At 54.1% G+C, this 19,762-nt stretch carries 25 protein-coding genes; 8 read left to right on the forward strand and 17 right to left on the reverse strand.

Annotation, left to right across the window (positions count from 1 at the left end):
• Positions 1 to 2: 2 nt before the first annotated feature.
• From mutS to DI14_RS02595, 4 genes are all read right to left on the reverse strand, one after another.
• Positions 3 to 2,531, reverse strand: a complete 2,529-nt coding sequence (gene mutS / locus DI14_RS02580) for a DNA mismatch repair protein MutS (protein WP_034804826.1) — start codon at positions 2,529 to 2,531, stop codon at positions 3 to 5.
• 49 nt (positions 2,532 to 2,580) lie between these two features.
• Positions 2,581 to 3,009: a RicAFT regulatory complex protein RicA family protein gene (locus DI14_RS02585; RefSeq protein ID WP_034804829.1), complete on the reverse strand. Its 429-nt coding sequence runs from the start codon at positions 3,007 to 3,009 to the stop codon at positions 2,581 to 2,583.
• Positions 3,010 to 3,116: 107 nt separating this feature from the next.
• Positions 3,117 to 3,539, reverse strand: coding sequence for a GNAT family N-acetyltransferase (locus tag DI14_RS02590; protein ID WP_034804833.1), 423 nt, complete (start codon positions 3,537 to 3,539; stop codon positions 3,117 to 3,119).
• 14 nt (positions 3,540 to 3,553) lie between these two features.
• Positions 3,554 to 5,017: an NAD(P)/FAD-dependent oxidoreductase gene (locus DI14_RS02595; protein WP_034804836.1), complete on the reverse strand. Its 1,464-nt coding sequence runs from the start codon at positions 5,015 to 5,017 to the stop codon at positions 3,554 to 3,556.
• Between the two features lie 140 nt (positions 5,018 to 5,157).
• Between DI14_RS02595 and DI14_RS02600 the strand changes: the two genes are divergently transcribed.
• The 6 genes from DI14_RS02600 (at position 5,158) to DI14_RS02625 (ending at position 8,883) form a co-directional block, all read left to right on the forward strand.
• Complete coding sequence (locus DI14_RS02600; RefSeq protein ID WP_034804839.1) at positions 5,158 to 5,658, forward strand: hypothetical protein; 501 nt, start codon at positions 5,158 to 5,160, stop codon at positions 5,656 to 5,658.
• Positions 5,659 to 5,704: 46 nt separating this feature from the next.
• Entirely contained in the window at positions 5,705 to 6,004 is a 300-nt protein-coding gene (locus DI14_RS02605; protein WP_051622511.1) for a hypothetical protein, read from the forward strand.
• Complete coding sequence (locus DI14_RS02610; protein ID WP_034804848.1) at positions 6,001 to 6,351, forward strand: VOC family protein; 351 nt, start codon at positions 6,001 to 6,003, stop codon at positions 6,349 to 6,351. The genes DI14_RS02605 and DI14_RS02610 overlap by 4 nt, the downstream gene beginning before the upstream one ends.
• A gap of 116 nt (positions 6,352 to 6,467) precedes the next feature.
• Positions 6,468 to 6,995 carry an AAA family ATPase gene (locus tag DI14_RS02615; protein ID WP_034804850.1) on the forward strand — a complete coding sequence of 176 codons (528 nt, stop codon included), beginning with the start codon at positions 6,468 to 6,470 and terminating at the stop codon, positions 6,993 to 6,995.
• A 125-nt stretch (positions 6,996 to 7,120) separates the two neighbouring features.
• The gene (locus tag DI14_RS02620) at positions 7,121 to 7,882 is read left to right on the forward strand and encodes a transporter substrate-binding domain-containing protein (protein ID WP_034804853.1); all 762 of its coding nucleotides are present in this window, start codon (positions 7,121 to 7,123) and stop codon (positions 7,880 to 7,882) included.
• Entirely contained in the window at positions 7,879 to 8,883 is a 1,005-nt protein-coding gene (locus DI14_RS02625; protein WP_034804856.1) for a histidinol-phosphate transaminase, read from the forward strand. The genes DI14_RS02620 and DI14_RS02625 overlap by 4 nt, the downstream gene beginning before the upstream one ends.
• A 61-nt stretch (positions 8,884 to 8,944) precedes the next feature.
• Here DI14_RS02625 and DI14_RS02630 read toward each other — a convergent pair whose 3' ends face one another.
• The gene (locus DI14_RS02630) at positions 8,945 to 9,502 is read right to left on the reverse strand and encodes a maltose acetyltransferase domain-containing protein (RefSeq protein WP_034804959.1); all 558 of its coding nucleotides are present in this window, start codon (positions 9,500 to 9,502) and stop codon (positions 8,945 to 8,947) included.
• 84 nt (positions 9,503 to 9,586) lie between these two features.
• Between DI14_RS02630 and DI14_RS02635 the strand changes: the two genes are divergently transcribed.
• The gene (locus DI14_RS02635; RefSeq protein WP_034804859.1) at positions 9,587 to 10,510 is read left to right on the forward strand and encodes a hypothetical protein; all 924 of its coding nucleotides are present in this window, start codon (positions 9,587 to 9,589) and stop codon (positions 10,508 to 10,510) included.
• A gap of 39 nt (positions 10,511 to 10,549) precedes the next feature.
• On the opposite strand, the gene hisE is transcribed toward DI14_RS02635, so the two are convergent.
• Genes hisE through DI14_RS02685 form a run of 10 tightly spaced genes read right to left on the reverse strand, consistent with a single transcriptional unit; the run spans position 10,550 to position 17,497 of the window.
• A complete protein-coding gene (gene hisE, locus DI14_RS02640) occupies positions 10,550 to 10,858 on the reverse strand; it encodes a phosphoribosyl-ATP diphosphatase (RefSeq protein WP_029335255.1) in 309 nt (102 codons plus the stop codon).
• Positions 10,855 to 11,187, reverse strand: coding sequence for a phosphoribosyl-AMP cyclohydrolase (hisI, locus tag DI14_RS02645; RefSeq protein ID WP_034804863.1), 333 nt, complete (start codon positions 11,185 to 11,187; stop codon positions 10,855 to 10,857). Before hisI ends, hisE begins: the two co-directional genes overlap by 4 nt.
• Positions 11,136 to 11,903 carry an imidazole glycerol phosphate synthase subunit HisF gene (gene hisF, locus DI14_RS02650; RefSeq protein ID WP_034804865.1) on the reverse strand — a complete coding sequence of 256 codons (768 nt, stop codon included), beginning with the start codon at positions 11,901 to 11,903 and terminating at the stop codon, positions 11,136 to 11,138. The genes hisI and hisF overlap by 52 nt, the downstream gene beginning before the upstream one ends.
• Positions 11,896 to 12,609 (reverse strand): HisA/HisF-related TIM barrel protein, encoded by a 714-nt coding sequence (locus DI14_RS02655; RefSeq protein WP_034804868.1) that lies wholly within the window; start codon positions 12,607 to 12,609, stop codon positions 11,896 to 11,898. The genes hisF and DI14_RS02655 overlap by 8 nt, the downstream gene beginning before the upstream one ends.
• Positions 12,587 to 13,174: an imidazole glycerol phosphate synthase subunit HisH gene (gene hisH / locus DI14_RS02660; protein ID WP_034804871.1), complete on the reverse strand. Its 588-nt coding sequence runs from the start codon at positions 13,172 to 13,174 to the stop codon at positions 12,587 to 12,589. The genes DI14_RS02655 and hisH overlap by 23 nt, the downstream gene beginning before the upstream one ends.
• Positions 13,171 to 13,758, reverse strand: coding sequence for an imidazoleglycerol-phosphate dehydratase HisB (gene hisB, locus DI14_RS02665; RefSeq protein ID WP_034804875.1), 588 nt, complete (start codon positions 13,756 to 13,758; stop codon positions 13,171 to 13,173). Before hisB ends, hisH begins: the two co-directional genes overlap by 4 nt.
• Positions 13,745 to 14,761, reverse strand: a complete 1,017-nt coding sequence (locus DI14_RS02670; protein ID WP_034804878.1) for a histidinol-phosphate transaminase — start codon at positions 14,759 to 14,761, stop codon at positions 13,745 to 13,747. The genes hisB and DI14_RS02670 overlap by 14 nt, the downstream gene beginning before the upstream one ends.
• On the reverse strand, positions 14,758 to 15,972 hold the full coding sequence (gene hisD, locus DI14_RS02675; protein WP_034804882.1) for a histidinol dehydrogenase: 1,215 nt from the start codon (positions 15,970 to 15,972) through the stop codon (positions 14,758 to 14,760). The genes DI14_RS02670 and hisD overlap by 4 nt, the downstream gene beginning before the upstream one ends.
• Positions 15,969 to 16,577 carry an ATP phosphoribosyltransferase gene (hisG, locus tag DI14_RS02680; protein WP_034804884.1) on the reverse strand — a complete coding sequence of 203 codons (609 nt, stop codon included), beginning with the start codon at positions 16,575 to 16,577 and terminating at the stop codon, positions 15,969 to 15,971. The genes hisD and hisG overlap by 4 nt, the downstream gene beginning before the upstream one ends.
• Complete coding sequence (locus DI14_RS02685; protein WP_034804886.1) at positions 16,574 to 17,497, reverse strand: ATP phosphoribosyltransferase regulatory subunit; 924 nt, start codon at positions 17,495 to 17,497, stop codon at positions 16,574 to 16,576. Before DI14_RS02685 ends, hisG begins: the two co-directional genes overlap by 4 nt.
• A 110-nt stretch (positions 17,498 to 17,607) precedes the next feature.
• Here DI14_RS02685 and hisJ point away from each other — a divergent pair, with 110 nt between their 5' ends.
• Entirely contained in the window at positions 17,608 to 18,456 is an 849-nt protein-coding gene (gene hisJ, locus DI14_RS02690) for a histidinol-phosphatase HisJ (RefSeq protein WP_034804888.1), read from the forward strand.
• Positions 18,457 to 18,575: 119 nt separating this feature from the next.
• On the opposite strand, the gene DI14_RS02695 is transcribed toward hisJ, so the two are convergent.
• The gene (locus DI14_RS02695; RefSeq protein WP_034804890.1) at positions 18,576 to 18,932 is read right to left on the reverse strand and encodes a hypothetical protein; all 357 of its coding nucleotides are present in this window, start codon (positions 18,930 to 18,932) and stop codon (positions 18,576 to 18,578) included.
• Between the two features lie 212 nt (positions 18,933 to 19,144).
• Positions 19,145 to 19,720 (reverse strand): deaminase, encoded by a 576-nt coding sequence (locus DI14_RS02700; RefSeq protein ID WP_034804892.1) that lies wholly within the window; start codon positions 19,718 to 19,720, stop codon positions 19,145 to 19,147.
• Positions 19,721 to 19,762: the final 42 nt, after the last annotated feature.

Raw genomic sequence — 19,762 nt, forward strand, 5'->3', positions numbered from 1 at the left:
TCTCATCCTTTCTTCGCAGCTTGTTGTAGCGCATAGAGCGCCTGCATCGCCTCAATCGGATTCATGGCGAGTAAATCGAGCGCGAGCAGTTCGTCTGTTAAACTGTCCGATTTCTCGAACAAGGACAGCTGGGCCACATCCGTCTCACTTGTCGGGCGTGTTTCTCGCTTCGCTTCATCCGGCGCCGGTTCGGCTTCGAGGTGCTCTAAAATGGACCGGGCCCGGTCAATCAAATCTGCCGGCAAGTCGGCCAACTCGGCGACGTGAATCCCATACGATTTATCCGCCTTGCCTGGGTGGACCTCGTGCAAGAAAACGACGCGACCATCACGTTCGACTGCGCGGACGTGCACGTTCTCTAGCGTCGAGATCGTCTGTTCCAACACGGTCAACTCGTGATAGTGGGTCGAGAAGAGCGTCTTCGCGCCAATCGTGGCCGCGATATATTCCACGATCGCTTGCGCGAGCGCCATCCCATCATACGTCGACGTCCCGCGTCCAATCTCATCGAGCAAGATGAGGCTATGTTCCGTCGCTTCCGTGACGGCTTGACGTGTCTCGGTCATCTCGACCATGAACGTCGACTGGCCGCTGACTAAATCGTCGGCTGCCCCGATTCGCGTGAAGATACGGTCGAACAATGGGAGCTCGGCCGCTTCGGCCGGGACGAACGAACCGATCTGATGCATGATGGCGATGAGTGCGAATTGACGCATGTACGTCGACTTACCGGACATGTTCGGTCCCGTGATGAGGAGCATCCGCCGTGAGTCGTCAAGCGTCAAGTCGTTCGCGACGTACTCGCCGCGCCCGAGCACCGTCTCGATGACGGGATGGCGGCCGCGGTCGATTTGAACATGTTTCGCCGTCGTCGGGCGAACGTAATCCCGTTTTTCGGCGACGATGGCGAGACTGAGCAAGACGTCGAGTTCACTGAGCGAACGGGCAAGCCGCTGCAACGGTTTCGTCTCGCGCTTGACCTCGTCTCGAAGTGCCACGAACAAGTCATACTCGAGCGTGCAACTCTTCTCTTCGGCCCCAAGAATGAGCGCCTCTTTTTCTTTTAATTCCGGTGTGACGTAACGCTCGGCGTTCGTTAGGGTCTGTTTCCGTTCATACCGCCCTTCCTCGAGCAGCTTCGCGTTCGCTTTCGTGACTTCAAGATAGTAACCGAACACACGGTTATAACCGATTTTGAGCGACTTGATTCCGGTCGCAAGACGCTCTTGTTGTTCAAGGTTGGCAATCCACGTCTTCCCGTTCGCTTTCGCTTCGAGCAGTTCGTCGAGCTCGCTCGAATACCCTTCTCGAATCATGCCGCCTTCCTTCGTCGAGATGGGCGGTGCGTCGACGAGCGCTCGGTGAAGCAATTCCGCTAATTCCTCAAACGAATCGAGTTCCCCATCGATTTGACGAAGCCTTGACGCCGTCACCGCTTGTAACAGGGCGCGCACGTCCGGGATGCGGGATAACGTATCGCGCAACTGCACGAGGTCGCGGGCGTTCGCCGTCCCGTAGCCGACCTTGGCGACGAGACGCTCGATATCGTATACGTACTTCAACTGTTCGCGGAGTTGGTCACGTAACATGAAGTCGTCTAACAAGTTTTCGACCGCATCGAGTCGCGCTTCTATCGCCCCTTCCGTATAGAGCGGTTGTTCGAGCCAACGTTTTAATAGTCGCCCTCCCATCGCGGTCGTCGTCTCATCTAACAGGGCGAGGAGCGACCCTTTCCGTTCCCCGGAACGGGCCGAGCGGAACAATTCCAAGTTTCGGGCCGTGTTGGCGTCAAGCTGCATGTGCTGCTCGACTTCATAGGCAACGGCAGGTTGCAAGTGGTCGAGCGAACGTTTTTGTGTTCGTGTCAAATACGCGTATAGCAAGGCGAACGCGTCTCGTTGCGCCTCGTCTCTAGCGTCAACGGCCAAGTCGCTATCGATCCGGTCGGTTTGAACCGAGAGCGGGATGCCGAGCGGTGCCAACACGTCCTTCAAACGTTCGTCCGAGACGAGCACCTCGTTCGGGAGTAGTCCTTCCATCTCGCGGCGAACGGCTTCTCGCGTCGGCAAGGTCGTGAGCCAAGATTCACCTGTCGTCACATCGCCACGTGCCACCCCGTAGCCGAGTGGATGGTTCGTCACCGCGACAAGATAGCGGTTCTCCTTGTCACCGAGGGCGGCCATATACGTCCCAGGTGTGATCACTTGGATGACTTCCCGTTTGACGAGCCCTTTCGTCGCTTTTGGATCTTCCATCTGCTCGCAGATGGCGACGTTAAAACCTTTCTCAATCAATTGCTCAATGTAGATAGCGGCCGAGTGATGAGGAACCCCACACATTGGAATAGGATGTTCCGCGTTCTTCCCGTTCTTCGATGTGAGCGTCAATTCGAGTTCTTTCGCTACGATTTGCGCGTCTTCAAAGAACAGCTCATAAAAATCGCCAAGTCGATAGAACAAAAAGGCGTCTGGATGGTCCGCCTTGATTGAGAAGTATTGTTTCATCATCGGGGTTTGATGTATGATTTCCATTTTTTTCACCTCTAGAAATTAGAACAGCTGACCAGAGGCCAGCTGTTTGTTAGTATCCGCAGCCGCCGCGTGATTTCTCGGCCGCCATGCCACTTCCTGTTTTACCAGCGAGTACGTCGCCGTCTGTCGATTCGATGATGCGGTCGGTCACGGAGTTCGCAAGCGTCACCGTCACATATTGAAGCAGGTCGTTCACCTCAACTTGCGTCTCTTGGAACGCTTGGACGACCGGGATCGTGTCAAGCTCGTCCATTGCTTTGTCGATTTTCTGTTCGACTTTCGCGAGGGCCTCTGTCTTCCCGTAGTGTTGACAGTTGACCGCTTCTTTTTGCAAAAACTTGATGCGTTTGATGAGCGTTTGCACGCGTTCGCTTTCGTTCACTTTCGTCTCTGCTTCTTTGAAACGCGCCACTTCTGGCGTCTTCGCGAGAAGTTCGGCCAATTCTTTTGCTTTTTCAATCACTTGTTGGTCAGTCACGTTCGTAAACCCCTTTGCTGTCTATAATGTGATCGCACGAAACGTGCGCGAGTGTTCTCCATCATTCTACCATGAACGAATTCGGAAAGGTACATCATGGATTCAGTTCAAGCGTTGCTTTTTCGTACCATGTCGACGTGGGGAATCCCGTCCTCATCGTATTCATCGCTCGTCCGCTCGAACCCGAAACTCGCATAAAACGGTTCGACATACGTCTGCGCTTGCAAGTAGAGGGTTTCTCCCCCGTAATCGTTGACCGCGGCCTGCATCAATTGACGCGAATGGCCGTTGCCCCGATGCCCCGGTCTCGTCACGACCCGGCCGATCGCAATGGGTGAAGCGTGAACTAAAACCCGCAAGGCCGCGACGACTTCGCCCCCTTCTTCCACCCAATAATGGACGGCATCGAGGTCTTTCCCGTCAACCTCCTGATATGCACATTCTTGTTCAACGACGAACACTTCCGTCCGTAGGGCAAGGAGCGCGTACAGCTCACGCGTCGTCAGTTCATCAAATCGCTTTTTCATCATCTTCCATCGTCTCCTTATAACGTCACGCCGAGCGCCCGGGCCACGTGCAACCCGCTCGTCATCGCGCCAATCGTCCCTGCGCCTGGAAACACCGTGTCCCCGCAGACAAAAAAGTCCGGAAGATTCGTCCGATAACTCGCGGCATGAAACAATGATTGACGCGGCGTCTGTGCATAGCCGCCGACGGCACCGTTCGGGCGTTTCGTATACTTCACCCAGGCGCCCGGTCCTCCTGGAAGCATGAGATTCGTGTGCCCCGACCAATCTGGGAATCCGATGCGCACAGCCTCAATCAAACGCTCGGTCCATTCATGTTCCAGTTTCTCATAGACGGCGCGCTGTTTCCAATCCTTCCATTCCGAAAGGTCGACGTGGGTCGACACCGTCACCGTCCGCTCGGGCTTGTCGGTACGCAACACGTCGCCGCCTGCTGACATCGACAAAAACGCATGGCCGCTCGGTAAATGCTCCGTATACACTTGTTGGAACAACGGCCGGTTCAAACAGACGTGTTCTGGGAGCGTAATATATAGACTAAACGTGCCCCACTGCGAACGGCTCAAGTGACGCCGATATTGGCGCTTGAACGATTTCGCGTCCTTCCCGGTCAGTAGTTGACTCGTCGCCTCGAGCGGGATGGCCGATACGACCGTATCGACGATGTCGAGCCGACCGCGCCGATCCGTCAGCAACCAACCGTCACTCACCGGTTCGATCGAGGTGATGTGACGACCAAGTAGTGCTGTCCCGTCGTCTCGACGAAGTGCGCGTTCGAGCGCGTGGGCAAGTTGATACAGTCCCCCCTCGACGTAAAACGCGCCTTCGTGGTAAATCGACAAGGCGACCGCGGCGAGCAGATGGCTCGCGTCTTTCGCCCCTGTCTGCAGACTGTCGAGCAAGATCCCATCAATAAACTGTTCGAACATCGTCCCGCTCAGCTGATGACGGGCAAGCGTCTTCTGCAACGGACGATAGAGCTTCGGCGCGACGGCGACAAGCTGTGGATTTAGTCCCTCCACCGCGACGAAGACGTCTTGTCGACTACGAAGCGGCAAGGCCGGCAACCGTTCAAATAATGGCCGGAGCGTCTCAAAGTCTCGCCACATCTCTTTCATGAACGCGCGGACATGGTTCGCCTCACTCGGAAACTTATTTTCGAGTTCACGTAAGAAACGATCGCGGTCCTGATCATAGACGACGGTCCGGTCGAGCAAGTGAACCGCCATGACTTCCTGTAACGGCCGAACCGGGACCGTCTCTTCTAAATGGCGCAATACGCGGTCATGGAGCCCGCCCGGCTCAAACCCCATACCGAGCGTCGCCCCGGCCGGAAACAAGTAGTCGCCTCGCTCGAACTTGCCGGCGCAGCCGCCCCATTCCCGTGACGCTTCATAAACCGTCACCTCATGTCCGTGCCGTTGTGCGAGGGCGGCAGCCGTCAACCCGGCAATCCCACCTCCAATGACTCCGATACGCATATCCATCCCCTCCTACGTCCATCATACATGGCAGACGTTCAATCGAGATGATTCGACGTGTCGGCTCGATGTTTTTCGGGCTAAAGGCAGGGTTCTTTCGATTGATGGCGAAAAAATCGATAAAGGACAGGTGAAGGCATATGCGAAGTCGGGTCATCATTTACTTATTGATTCCTATCTTGATTTTTATCGGTATTCTCATCACACCGGCATCGGAAGAATCACAAAAAGTCGCCACGATGACGGCCGTCAACATTCAAGAGATGATCCCTTATGAACGCGAGTACACGGCGCAACAAGTGTTACTGGAGAAAACGAATGACGGACGTGAAGCGAAGATTGAAGAATGGCGGCTCGAACGTGGGGCCCGTACGACGTATAGTTACGTGCTGAGACTACAGGGGTTTGAGACGGTCATTCAAGTCGATGCTGGGGCAGCCAATACGCGCTCGGACGGCTATTACGCCATGCAGGCGCATAGCCCTGTCTTCGAGGCGGACGAGCCGCTGTCGACCGGTTATCCGATCATCCTATTCGCAACGGAGCAACGGCTCGTGTTGAATCAAATGGAAGTGCGGGTCTTATACGAAGTGGACGGTGTCATTGAAAATTGGCGTATCCTAGAATCAGAAGAATCATGATATTCAACATGCGAGAGGTAATTTCTAATGCAAAGAAGATTCCTCATTGCGCCTTCCCGCTGCCGACACGATTATATTTCTCGACTTGCCGATGACCGTTTGGACGTATCGCGTCTTGAAGCGCATGCTGTCCGATCACGGCCAGACACGTCCGGACATGGGCTCCGGTTGTGAGGAACGGTTCGACCCGAAGTTCTTGAAGTCGGTGTGGGATTATCCGAAGTCGCAGCGACCAGTGATTCGACAGCATTTACACAAACTTGAATCCGAAAAAGACATCATAATTCTGCGTTCACGGGCCGAAGTCCGTCGTTTCGTAGCGAATCAACTGGAGGCGAATCCATGAATCCAATTCTCCCAGAAATCGGGACCGTCTTTATTCCCGTCCGCGACGTTGCGACGTCCCGGGACTGGTATTGTCAGCTGTTTGATTTAGCGACAGATGGAGACATCCTGTTCGGACATCTTTATGTCGTCCCGTTGAACGGACCAAATCTCGTACTCGATAGTAAGATTTTTTCTGAAGCGAACGTCATCCAGACGCCACTTTTCCATTTGAACACGCCGGATATCCACCAAGCATACGCCCATATGGTGCAACGACAAATTGACATTTTAACCCCGATTGAACACGACCATTGGTTTCATTTCAAAGACCCGGATGGAAACGTCCTGATGATGTGCCAATGCTGACGGGGGCGTAGGAGCATACGAACGAATCCGACGCACTCATCCGTTACGTCGATGAGACGCTCTCCCCGTTCGGCGGATTCACCATCGGGAAATCAAACGAAACGTGAGGATACCCTATGTTTTTTCTTCAAATGTCCGGTTTCCCCGGGTCAGGCAAATCGACGCTGTCTCGCGAAATCGCCAGACGACTGGATGCAATCATCGTCGATCACGATGTCACGAAGACGGCACTGCTCGAATCAACCGCACAACACTCGCTCGACCCCGGGCTGGCCGGAAAAATCGCTTATGATCTCGATTGGGCGCTCGTCGAGTTCCATTTGTCTTTAAGGCGAAACGTCATTTTGGATAGCCCTTGTCTATATGACGTGATGATTGAGCGCGGCCTAGCGATTACAGAAAATAGCGGAGCCACGTATCGATACGTCGAGTGTCTCGTCGATGACATCGATGAAATCAATCGCCGGCTGCGGGAACGAAACCGGAAGCTCAGTCAAATCAGAAGCGTGTCACCAGAAGATTTTCATCGGACTGTCGCAGGTAGTAAAAAACCAGCGCATATGCATACGCTTACAATCGACACGAATCGCCCGCTCGAGACATATTTTTCTGACATTATCGCCTATCTTCAAGCGATTGATTGACCACCTGATGCATCCTGTGCCTTCAGATTGGATGCATTTTTTTAATTGTTTTTGTATTTTTATACTTTACAATTAATAATCATACATATACACTTAGTCTCATATCGTGAAGGAGGAATTATTATATGAAGAAATGGTTGTTAACAGGAGCACTCGTCATGAGTGCCATCGCACTTGGAGCTTGCAGTCAAGAGACGACGGGCGAAGAGAAAAAGACACTCGTCATGGGGACGAGCGCCGATTACTTCCCATATGAATTCGTCGACACGGCCAACGGGGACGCCATCGTCGGATTTGATATCGAGATTGCCGAAACCATCTCGGAACGTCTCGGGTATGAATTAAAAATTGAGGACATGGACTTCGGGAGTCTACTCGGTGCACTTAACGCCGGTCGGGTCGACTTTGTCATGGCCGGCATGACGCCGACCGAAGAGCGGAAGCAAAACGCCGCCTTCTCAGACATCTATCTATCCGCGACGAACTTGATTATGTCAAAAGACGAATCGCTCCAGTCGATTGAAGCGCTCGCCGGCAAAAAGATTGGCGTCCAAACGGCTTCGATTCAAGAAAACATCGCTAAAGAACAAGCACCAGACGCAGAGCTCGTCTCATTGAACAAGATTCCTGAAATCGTACAAGAACTGAACACAGGTCGAATCGATGCGATGGTCATCGAAGACACGGTCGCCCAGAAATACTTAGACCAAGATCAAGGATTCTACACATTCGCGTTGAAAGAAGATGGCGAGAAAGGGTCAGCGGCCGCCTTCAAGTTAGACGACGACTTGCGTGACCAGTTCAATGACGAGCTGCAGAAGATGATGGAGTCAGGTGAAATCGATGAATTGACGAAGAAATGGTTCTCGATGGAGCCGACGGAATGAGACAAGTCTCATTGCCGATTTATCCGGTCACCTATCCATCCGGGTTTCGCTTGAATCAAAACGAGAGCCAGTTCCCGGTCCCGGACCGTATCAAACAGCAACTGTCTTCCATATCGTTCGATGACTTACACGAGTATCCGGTTCAGCCGATTGATGAGCTATTTACGCGTTACGCCGCCTATGCCGGGGTCGAACCGAATCAGCTGCTCGTCGGATGTGGTAGTGACGAGATGATTCATGTCGTCACGCAGGCGCTCTTGTCGCCTGAAGACGTCGTCTTGTCTCCAAGTCCGGATTTTGCCCTCTATCCGATTTTTACAACGATTGCGCACGGACGCCACCTTCAAACGAACGATTTGTCATTCGACGGTCTCATCGCATCGGTGACGGAGCATGAACCAAAGCTACTGTTGCTGTCAAACCCGAACAATCCGACCGGAAAACGATGGACCGTTGCCGAGCTGAGCGAACTCGCTAGTCGCGTGCCGTATCTTGTCGTCGACGAGGCGTATATCGATTTCACGCCGGACGCGAGCATGGTTTCACGTCTCGATGCTTTCCCGAACGTGATCGTGCTTCGGACGTTATCGAAGGCGTTCGGTCTCGCCAACATCCGTCTTGGTTTCATGGTGACAAACAGCGACCTGGCGAGTTACTTCCGGCAGTTCGTGCCACCATTCAACGTGAGTGGCTTTAGCGCGAAAATCGCGAACCTGTTTCTAGCGGACGCTTCATACGTGCAAGAGGCAATCGCGTGGCATCACCACCTACGCGAGCAATGGTTTGAATTGCTCTCGAAAGTGGGCGACGTCTATCCGTCTGAGTCGAACTTCCTCTATGTGACGGTCGACGAGCCTGAAGCGTTGTGGCAACATCTCGCTTCACATGGGATTCACGTCTCGCGCCAAGCGACCGGGATTCGGGTCACACTCGGTAACAGTGGTGCACTCGAGGCGACTCGAGGAGCATTGACGAAATGGAACGTCATCATTCCTTCATAAAAACACGCCCAGAACCGTCGGAATCCAATCGACGCGTTCGGGCGTGTTTTGTTGTGGTGTCTTAAGATATCGTCTTGATGACGCGTGCCGGGTTACCCCCGACGACCGCTTTAGCCGGAACATCCTTCGTGACAACCGCGCCGGATGCGATGACCGCGTCGTCGCCGACCGTCACACCTGGATTGAGGATGGCGCCTCCACCAATCCAGACCCGATGCCCGACTGTCACCGGTTTCCCGAACTCGACGCCGGAGATGCGCTCGGTCGGGTCGAGTGGATGGGTCGCCGTATACACGTGTACACCCGGTCCGAGCATACAATCATCGCCGAAACGAATCGGACAAATATCTAAAAAGACGCAGTCAAAATTCGCAAAAAAGCGCTCCCCGAGATGAATGTTGTAGCCGTAGTCACATTTAAACGTCGGTTCGACATAATACGATTCCCCCGTCGTACCGAGCAATTCTTTCAGTGCGGCTTTACGTGTCTCCAATTCGTCAATCCCGGCCGCATTGAAGCGTTCTGTCAGGCGTCTCGCGTGTTTCCGGTCCGCCACGAGTTCCTTGTCGCCTGCTAAGTATCGTTCGCCACGAATCATCTTCTCTTTTTCCGTCAATATGATCTCCCCCATTTCCATTCCAGTATAGAGGAATTTATGAAAAAACGGGGAATAGAGTGATGACGACATAGAGGAGGAAGCGACATGAAACGGATTCTTGATTGCAAAGCCAGTGATTTTTTAACGTTCAACCGTCACGACTTACTTGCCTCGATTCAAAAAGCAGAAGGACGGACCGTCCTCGCCGAGGTCATCCCAACGGTCCAACCGCTCTACCCGGAAGTGACGAACGCGGAACTCGCCCGGGCGTTCGGTGCCGACATAATTCTGTTGAACATGCTCGACGTGTTTCACCCGTATATTAAAGGACTAGAAAGTCACGCTTTATTCGGGAACGTTCCCGGGGAGTCGATGTCCGACAATCCGATTCTCGAATTGAAACGGCTCGTCGGCCTACCGATCGGTGTCAATTTGGAGCCGGTCGACTTTTCTGAGAAGTCGACGGATATGTATGATGTGAAACAAGGACGGCTCGCGACACGGGAAGCGTTCGCGAAAGCGTCTGAACTTGGCATCGACTTCATCTGCCTGACCGGCAATCCGAACACCGGTGTGACGAACGAGGCCATTGAACAAGCCATTATCAGTGCCCGGCAAGAGTTCGCTGGCGTCATCATCGCCGGAAAGATGCATCAAGCCGGGGTCGGTCGGGTCCTTGACCGTGAAGCCTATACGCGCTTCGCCGAGGCTGGAGCGGACATCATCCTCATTCCAGCACCAGGAACCGTGCCTGGTGTTCGTGAGGACGAGTTTTTCGAAGTCACCCGCGATATTCAAGCGCTCAATAAGCTCGTCGTCGCCGCCATCGGGACTTCGCAAGAAGGGGCCGACGAGGCGACGGTTCGGGAAATCGCCTTATCCTCGAAACGTGGCGGGACGGACGTGTTTCACATCGGGGACGCCGGACTGTCTGGCATCGCCACGCCGGAAAATATTCAAGCGTTATCGATTGCCATCCGTGGCCGACGTCATACGTACATCCGTATGGCCGCCTCGGTCAATCGCTAAAAAAGGAACGGAGCCTCGTGGCTTCGTTCCTTTTCGTTTTTACCAGTCTTCGACGTCCCGACGTGGTTTCGCTGGTGTCGTCGTGCCGTGCCGCTCACTGAGGAGCGTCTCGACGTCTTCAAGCGAGACGCCTTTCGCTGCGAGCAAGACGAGCAAGTGATAGATCACGTCGGCCGCCTCTTCGACGACGTTCTCGTCCTGTAATGCTGCAATCACGACCTCGAACGACTCCTCACCGAACTTCTTGGCGATTTTGTCGACGCCTGACTCGAACAAATACGTCGTATACGATCCGTCTTTCGGTGTCGTCTTCCGTTCTTGAATCAACTTCTCTAGTTCATGAATCATCCTTCCACCTCCGTGAAAAAGCAACTTCGATTGCCCGTATGACACGTCGGCCCATTGGCCCGGGCGCGGACGAGGAGCGCGTCTTGGTCGCAGTCGACGTGAATGCTCTCCAGTTCGAGCGTATTCCCGCTCGACTCGCCTTTCATCCAAAGTCGGCCTTTCGAGCGCGACCAGAATGTGACCGTGTTCGTCTCAAGCGTCTGTTGAATCGCCTCATCGTTCATATAGCCAAGCATGAGCACGGCGTTGTCTTCCGTCGAGACGATGATCGCTGGAATCAGTCCGTTGTCATCGTAACGAACCGCATCGGCAAGTTGTGATCGCTGCATACGTGCTTCACCTCTTCCACTGTCGTTTTTCGGTCATGTAGAATCGAAGCGAGTAGCGCCGCATCGACACGTTCGAGCGCGTCGACGACGTGATTTGCGTTACCGGCCCCTCCTGACGCGATGATCGGAATATCGACCGCATGGCGCAGAAGCTCGAGAATCGCTAAATCATATCCGCTCTGCTTCCCGTCTTGGTTCATCGACGTGACGAGCAGTTCCCCTGCCCCGAGTTCGGCGACTCGTTTCGCCCAATCAATCGCGCGCAGTTCCGTCTTCTGTTTGCCGCCATACGTGTAGACGAAGTACTCCCCGTCCTCGAAGCGAACGTCGATGGCAACGACGATACATTGTGACCCGAAACGTTCGGCCGCCTGTTTAATCAAATCCGGTGACTCGACGGCGAGCGTATTCAGCGACACTTTGTCCGCCCCTGCTTTTAAAAGCGAAGAGATGTCTTCAAGCGAACGGATGCCGCCGCCGACCGTGAGCGGGATGAATACTTTCCGGGCGACGGCACTGACGACATCGAGCATCGTCTGGCGGCGCTCGGTGCTCGCCGTGATATCCAAAAAGACGAGTTCGTCGGCACCAGACGCATCATAATATTTCGCGATTTCGACAGGATCGCCGATGTCACGTAGCGCCACGAATTCGACGCCTTTGACGACACGGCCTTCTTTTACATCGAGACATGGGATGATTCGTCGTTTAAGCATGACGCGCCTCCCACTCAATTAATTGGTCGAGACTGACTTTCCCTGAAAGCAACGCCTTTCCGACGACGGCCTCGTCAATCTGTGCGTCGCTTAGTGCCTGGACGTCTGCCTCTGTCGTCACGCCGCCTGAAGCGATGAGTGTGACCGAGACGGCTGCACGGAGCGCACGCATCCGCTCGAGGTTCGGGCCGTTTAACTTTCCGTCCGACCCGATATCTGTGTAGAGAATCGTCTTCACGCCACGAGCGACCAAATCGTTCGCGGCATCGATATCGCGTAACGTCGTCGCCTCTTGCCAGCCGTTGACGGCGACCATCCCGTCGTACGCGTCAAGCGCGACGGCGATGCGGTCACCGTATTTGACGAGCGCCGCATCCAAGAAATCTGGATCCGTGAACGCCTTCGTCCCGATCAGGACGCGGTCGGCCCCGGTCTCCATGACAGCATCGAGTGCTTCGACTGAACGGATGCCCCCGCCCGTCTGGACGAAAAAGCCACATTCTTTCGCGAAACGGACGACGTCAAGGTGTCTCGGCTCGCCCGCTTTCGCTCCCTCGAGATCGATCAAGTGGAGCATCAGGACGCGCCCTCGCCATTCCTTCAACTTTTCATAAGGGTCCCCGTACTGTTCTTCCGTATTGAAATCCCCTTCTGTCAGGCGGACGATTTTACCATCGATTAAATCAATTGCCGGTAGTAATCTCACGTTCGACCGACTCCTTCCATTCTTGTAATAAACGTAATCCGAACGTCCCGCTCTTCTCCGGGTGAAACTGCATCCCCGTGACGAGACCGTCTTGGACGATGGCCGGGACGCGCTCGCCCATATAGTCGGCTGACGCAACGATATTCGCCTCATCCGTCACGACGTGATACGAATGGACGAAATACACGTCCTCATCGCGTAAAATCGAGTTCCATCCGACGTGTGGCAACCGCTTCGCCCGCATCCGTTCGACCCGTCCTTCGATGAGCCCGAGTCCTTTAGTCAACATGCCTTCCGTACTCGAGTCGAACAATAACTGCATCCCGAGGCAAATGCCGAGGAACGGTTTCTCCGTCGCCATCTGTTTCAGCAATGGCACGAGCCCCGTCGCATGGAGCGATGCCATCGCTTGTGGGAAAGCACCGACACCTGGTAGCAAGATGGCATCCGCCGCCTCAATCTCAATTGGATCGTTCGTAATGACAACGTGACAACCGATCGCCTTTAATGCCCGCTCGACATTGAAGACATTCCCCATCCCATAATCAATGACCGCGACGTTCATCCTTCGATCCGTCCTTTCGTTGAAGGCAGACGGTTCGACCCGTCTTGTCCAATCGCCTCGGCGAGTGAGCGACCGAACGCCTTGAATAATCCTTCGACCATATGGTGCGAGTTCGAACCGTAGAGCACCTCAAGATGGAGCGTCAAACGGGCGTTCATCGCGACCGCGCGGAAAAACTCTTCGGCAAGCTCTGTATCAAAGTCGCCAAGCTTTGGATTTTTGATGTCGGCGTTAAACACGAGGAACGGCCGGCCCGACACGTCGACGACACTGCGTGCGAGCGTCTCATCCATCGGGAGGTAGCTTGTACCGTAACGGCGAATCCCGACTTTGTCACCGAGCGCCTCTAAAATCATCTGGCCGAGGGCGATCCCGACGTCTTCGACCGTATGATGGGCATCGACCCACGTATCCCCTTCGACTTGGACCGATAAATCGACTTGGCTATGGAAGGCGAACAACGTCAGCATATGGTCGAAGAACCCGACACCCGTTTGAATATCGCTCTGTCCCGTCCCGTTCAAATCTAGTTTCAGTTCAATCTTTGTCTCGTTCGTCTCACGCTTCGTTTCAGCTGTTCTCAAGTGAACTCACCTCTTCTATCGTTTGTTGAATCAATCGATACGCCTCATCCGTCCCCGCACTGACTCGGATGCCGTCGGAGAAGGCCCGGACGTGGACCCCGTGTTGGAGGAATCGCTCCGCCCACATCTCACTGTCCAGTGTTTGGACGTATAGGAAATTGGCGCGGCTCGGAAGGATTGTCCCGACCGGTCGTAAGAGCCGTACCAACTTTTCACGTTGCTCGTTATGGAACGCCACGGCGTCTCGGATGTATGCCGAGTCCTCTAACACGACGGCGGCGACGGCGGCACTCAAGCCGCTCACGTTGAACGGCGAACGGAAGCGATCGATGTTCGCGATTAACGTCTCGTCTGCGATCATGAATCCGATTCGTAAGTTCGCCAAACCGAACGCTTTCGAGAGCGTCCGCAGGATGATGACGTTCGAATATGTCTCGAGTTTTAATGTGAAGGCATCCATCATCGTGAAGTCGATATACGCCTCATCGACGACGAGATACGGCACGCGCGACGCGAGCGTCTCGAGCTCGTCATGCGTCCACATTTTCCCGGTCGGATTGTTCGGGTTCGAGACGAGGACAAGCTTCGGCTCGTTCGCCTCGATCGTCCGGATGAGCGAGTCAAACGACAATCCGTCTTCATCCGGTTGAACGAACTGCCCCCGGGCGATTTGTGTGTAAATGCCATACATCGAGAAGTCCGGGAGCGGTGCGACGACGAGGTCTTCGACGTCGAGGAGTGCTTGGCAAAGGATGGCGAGCAACTCATCGCTGCCGCTACCGACCATCAGTTGCTTCACGTCGACACCCGCATACTCGGCATAACGTTGTTTCAGGCGAATCAACTCGTCGACCGGATAACGGCTTAAACCGGTCAAGTCGATTGAACGAATCTTGTCTTGGATTCGCTCGGGAAGTTCGTATTGGCTCTCGTTTTGATTTAACGCATGTCCCTTGACCGCATGTGGGACGTAACGCGGAATCGTTTCGTATCGTTGTCTCATACGTCCTCCAATCGGGCCGCCATCGCTCGAGCGTGCCCTTCTAACTGTTCTTGTTTGGCGATTCGGATGGCAGCCCGTGTCACCGTCTCGTCGAGTTCCGTCATTTGCAGGAACGTCTGACGCCGATAGAAGTCATCGACCGACAGCCCGCTCGAGAATCGAGCCGTCCCGCTCGTCGGCAAGACATGGTTCGGTCCAGCGATATAGTCACCGAACGCTTCGGCCGCCTCGTGACCAAGGAAGAATGAACCACCGTGACGAATTTGTTTCATATAATCGTCCGGGTTCTCGACGGCGAGTTGGACGTGTTCAGCCGCCATCTCATTCGCCTGGCGAATCGCCTCATCTTTTGACTTCACGACCACACCACCGCGTTCGAGCGCCTCGATGGCGATGTCTCGTCGGGGGAGGTCGCTCAGTTGACGTGCGAGCTCTTCCTTGACGGCGCGAGCCATCCGGTCCGTCGAGACGAGCGCGAGCGCCGTCGCCTCGACGTCGTGCTCGGCTTGGGCGAGGAGATCGGCCGCGACCCATTTCGGATTGGCCGTCTCGTCGGCGATGATGAGCACTTCGGAAGGTCCTGCCACCGAATCGATGCCGACGATGTGAGAGACGAGCGCTTTCGCGGTGGCGACGTAGGCGTTCCCCGGGCCGACGATTTTATCGACCGGCCGAATCGTCTCCGTGCCGAACGCGAGCGCCGCGACCGCTTGGGCGCCACCGACGAGATAGCATTCATCGGCCCCGGCGATTTTAGCGGCAATCAATAAGGAGACGTCAATCCCGTCCGGTTTTGGCGGTGTCACCATGACGACACGTTTCACGCCGGCCACTTTTGCCGGGATGACGTTCATGAGGACGCTAGACGGATAGACGGCCGTCCCGCCCGGAACGTACACACCGACCGAGTCGAGCGGCATGTAACGGCGGCCCAGTCGGAACATCTCGTCTTCGAAGACGTCGTCGTCTCGGCGTTGGCGTTCGTGAAACGCACGGATCCGCTCTGCGGCGAGCGTCAGCGCGTCCGTCAGCTCGTCATAAGCCGGCGGTGGTGTGAACGTAGTCAAATCGACAGCTTCGATTTGGTTGACGCCATCAAACTTAACCGTGTATTCGAGGAGTGCTTCGTCTCCTCTCGTCTCGATGGCCTCAAGAATCGGTTTGACCGCTTCAGCCCAAGTTTCACGTCGTGTCCGGTTTTGTGAGCTCATGCGCCTTCCTCCTTGCTAAGACGACGAATCCATGCCTTCAATTCGTCCGGATCGTTCGCGAGCGCCGTCTCACTCGTGATGAACTTGGCGTTAATATCAAAAATCGTCTCGTATTCTTCAAGGTCGTTCGCCCGAAGCGTCGCCCCCGTCTCGACGATGTCGACGATGCAGTCGGCAAGGCCGGTCAATGGAGCGAGTTCGACGGACCCGTTCAAAGCGATCACTTCGACGTTTTGTCGCTTCGATGCGAAGTGCGAGATGGCGATGTTCGGATATTTGCTCGCGACTTTCAACTTCTTCGTCCCGTTTTTCCGTTGTTTCGGGCCACACACCGCCATTCGGCAGCGACCGAACGGCAAGTCGACGACTTCGAGGACACCAGGTGTCTTCTCACGTAAAATGTCGCCGCCGACGACGCCGACGTCTGCCGCGCCGTGCATGACGTATTTATAGACGTCGTCGCCTTTGACGAAGATGAACTCGTGCCCGTCGACTTCGACCGTCAACTCACGGCCGCGTTTCTCCGGCCAGACGGTCAATCCGACTTGTTCGAAATAGTCTCGTGCCGCTTTTTCGATGCGACCTTTCGCGATTGCCACTTTCATGAGATCACCTCACCTAACTGTTCTAAATCGAGTGATAATCCGAACGCTCGACGCGATTGGCCAAAGTGACCGTAAAGCGAGTCATAGCGTCCGCCAGACAAGACACGACGACCGTCCATCGTTCCGGTGACGGTCAGTCCCGAATAGTAATCGAAGTCGCCCGTCTGTCCGAAATCGTAGGAAGCGTTCAAACCGATGGCCCGTAAATGCTCGACGGCACGCTCGACGTCTTCAATGTTACCCGTCAGGCTCGAATCGGCTTCTTGTTTCAATTCCTCAACGGCCGAGTCGCCAATTAAAAATGGCAACTTGGCGATGAGTGGATAGTCGTATGTCACGGCAAGCTCGCGGAGCGACTCGAGGTTTCGGAGCGCCAAATACTGTCTGAGCGTCCGTTCCGGTATGCCGGCCGCCTCGGCGATTGATGCGACGAGTGCGGCCGAACCGACTTGAATGCGCAATCCTCGGCGAGGCATGATGTCTTTTGTCATCGACAAGAACGATTCAATCAATTCCGTGTCGGCCGCCTCACCGTCAATCCATTCGAGCCCGAGTTGTTGCCGTTCGTGCGGCTGGCCCGAATGTTTCGGGGTCCGGCGGTATACGGCACCGGCATAGGCGACGCGCATCGGTTCGTTCCCATCTGCCAGTTTCCGTGCGATTTGAAGCGTATAGTCTGGTCGCATGACGAGCAACTCCCCATCGTTGCCGAACAACCGATAATAGGCCGATTCATCGAATAAGGCGAGATCTTGGTAATGCGAATAGTACTCGACGAGCGGCGGCTCGATGACGCGATATCCGTTCGTCGTCGCTTGTTCGAGGAAAGAGAGCATCCATTGTTTCGGACGTACGACGTCCACGTCTTCTAATTCATGCCATCCTTCCGGGATGGAACCTTTCGTATTGAACCAAATCATCTGTATCACCCTTTATCTTATTATCACTTTACCAAACTAAAGTAATGTGTTAAATTTATCAAACGAAGCCGGTGCTGTCAACCGGTGAAGCGGAAAGGATTTGTTACTCGATGATTGACTTTACCCATGATGGCCACATCCATACCCCATTTTGTCCGCACGGCTCGACGGACGCGTTAGAGGCATATGTAAAAGCCGCCCGCACGCGCGGTCTAAAGACGATCACGTTCACGGAGCACGCCCCGTTCCCGAAACGGTTCACCGACCCGGTCCCGGATCAGGATTCAGCGATGGCACTCGATGTCCTCCCTCGTTATCTTGACGCGATTCAACAACTCAAACAGTCGTATGCCGGTGAGCTCGATATCCGTGTCGGCCTAGAGATTGACTATGTTCCCGGATTCGCTGAAGAGACGATTTCCTTATTAGAGCCGTATGCCGCAGCCCTAGACGAAACGATCTTATCGCAACATTTCCTTCTCATAGAAGACGAGTACTTCCCGGTCGACTTCTCGCTCGAGACGTTTGATGTGCTCGTGAAACGTCTCGGCTCGTTCGAGGCGGTCGTACGCGCTTATTACGAATCGCTAGAGGCCGGGCTTAGATTTGAATGGGAACGATTGAACGTGCGACGAATCGGACACTTGGATTTGCCAATCAAATACGAAAAACAATATGATTGGGAACGTGAACATGTCAAAGACATCGAGACGCGTCTGTTACGGACGATTCAAGTCCGCGGATTCGGTCTCGATTTGAACACAGCCGGTCTTCGGAAAGTAGATTGTGGGAAAGTCTATGCGGAAGCCGTCGCCGTCGACGCGATTGCGCTCGGCATTCCATTCGTCCTCGGTTCTGACGCCCACGTCGCGATGGATGTCGGCCGTGATTTTGAAGATATACAAAAAAAGCCACGTTCCGTTGAACGTGGCTTCTTTAACAGCAATCTAGCTATCTAGATCCCCATGTTTGGTTGTCGATAACGATATGGCGTTCCATTTCTTCATCTATTGATAATAGTAACATACTGAATTCGTGATGCAAGTAAAAATAAAAAAAGATGGCACAGAGGCCATCTTTATACCGTCATCGCCGCATACAAGCCTTTCAACTCTTCCGTTGCCACCTCGTCCATCTGCAACGCCACAAGTTCGACGAATTGTAAGGCCAGGTCTGTGTCGCCTGACATGCGTACGATTTCGGCTGCCGCATCGTCAAGTGCGAGCAAGATGCCCGATACACCGAGTGTCGGATAGTAACGGAGTAGCGCGCGGACGTGCTTCATCTCCGAGATGTCGTTCCCGTTAATTTTGAGCGCCTTGACCGCCAATTCCTTATGCGTCCCGATCGCGAATTTATCTTCCCACACTTCTTCGAGTGTGATTAACGCTTCCACTTCATAGGCACCATCTGTGAAACGAACTAGTTTTTCCATGTTCCATATCCCCTCTCGTTAATCTACTTTCATTATAAAAGATGATGTCAGGAATAGATTGTGAAATATTGAACATTATGTGTAAACTTTGTCTCACTTGACGGACACAAATGGCTACAGGCCAAAAAAAGGCCCCTCCGAGGAGGGGCGAATAATGGAAGAGTAAAACACCATTGGCAGTACATTAATAATATAACACCGAATGTAAACGTTTACAATGTGTTTTTATAACTTTTTTCAAGCGGCAGATGAACGACCTCGATCCCGCTCTCTCGCATTAAATCGAGCCCGTCCCCATGCTCGTATCCAACGGCGTAGACAACACGGGCGACGCGGGCCGCAATCAAGGCGAGCGAACAGGCATGGCAGGGCGAGTGTGTGACGTATGCCGTCGCCCCGAACGCGTTCGTCGAATCGGCAGCGAGTTTTCCGATCGCATTGATCTCGGCATGAATCTCATGTTGCTTCGACCAATTGTGGTGCTCATACGGGTCCGCGCATTTAACAAATGTCACACCGTCATGTACGAGCTGGATTGCCGGCTCCATAAAATCGACGGCATCGTCATGTACATACTCCGCTCGCTTGTAAAAACCGTCCGCTCGTTTTAAAAAGATCTCGTTACAGTTCGTGTGACCAGGCGGTGTCCCGTTCAACCCAATCGAAATCGGCTTCTCCGCCTTCACGATGACACAGGCGACACTTTTAGAGGCACATTTTGAATGCCTTTCAGCCATCATGTCAGCAAACTGTAACCACGTCTCATCCCACAATCGTTGTTTCTCCATATGTATCCTCCTTAAGGAAAAGGAAAGTCCGATTGCTCAGAC

Source organism: Exiguobacterium sp. AB2, from assembly GCF_000696055.1.
Lineage (GTDB): Bacteria > Bacillota > Bacilli > Exiguobacteriales > Exiguobacteriaceae > Exiguobacterium > Exiguobacterium alkaliphilum.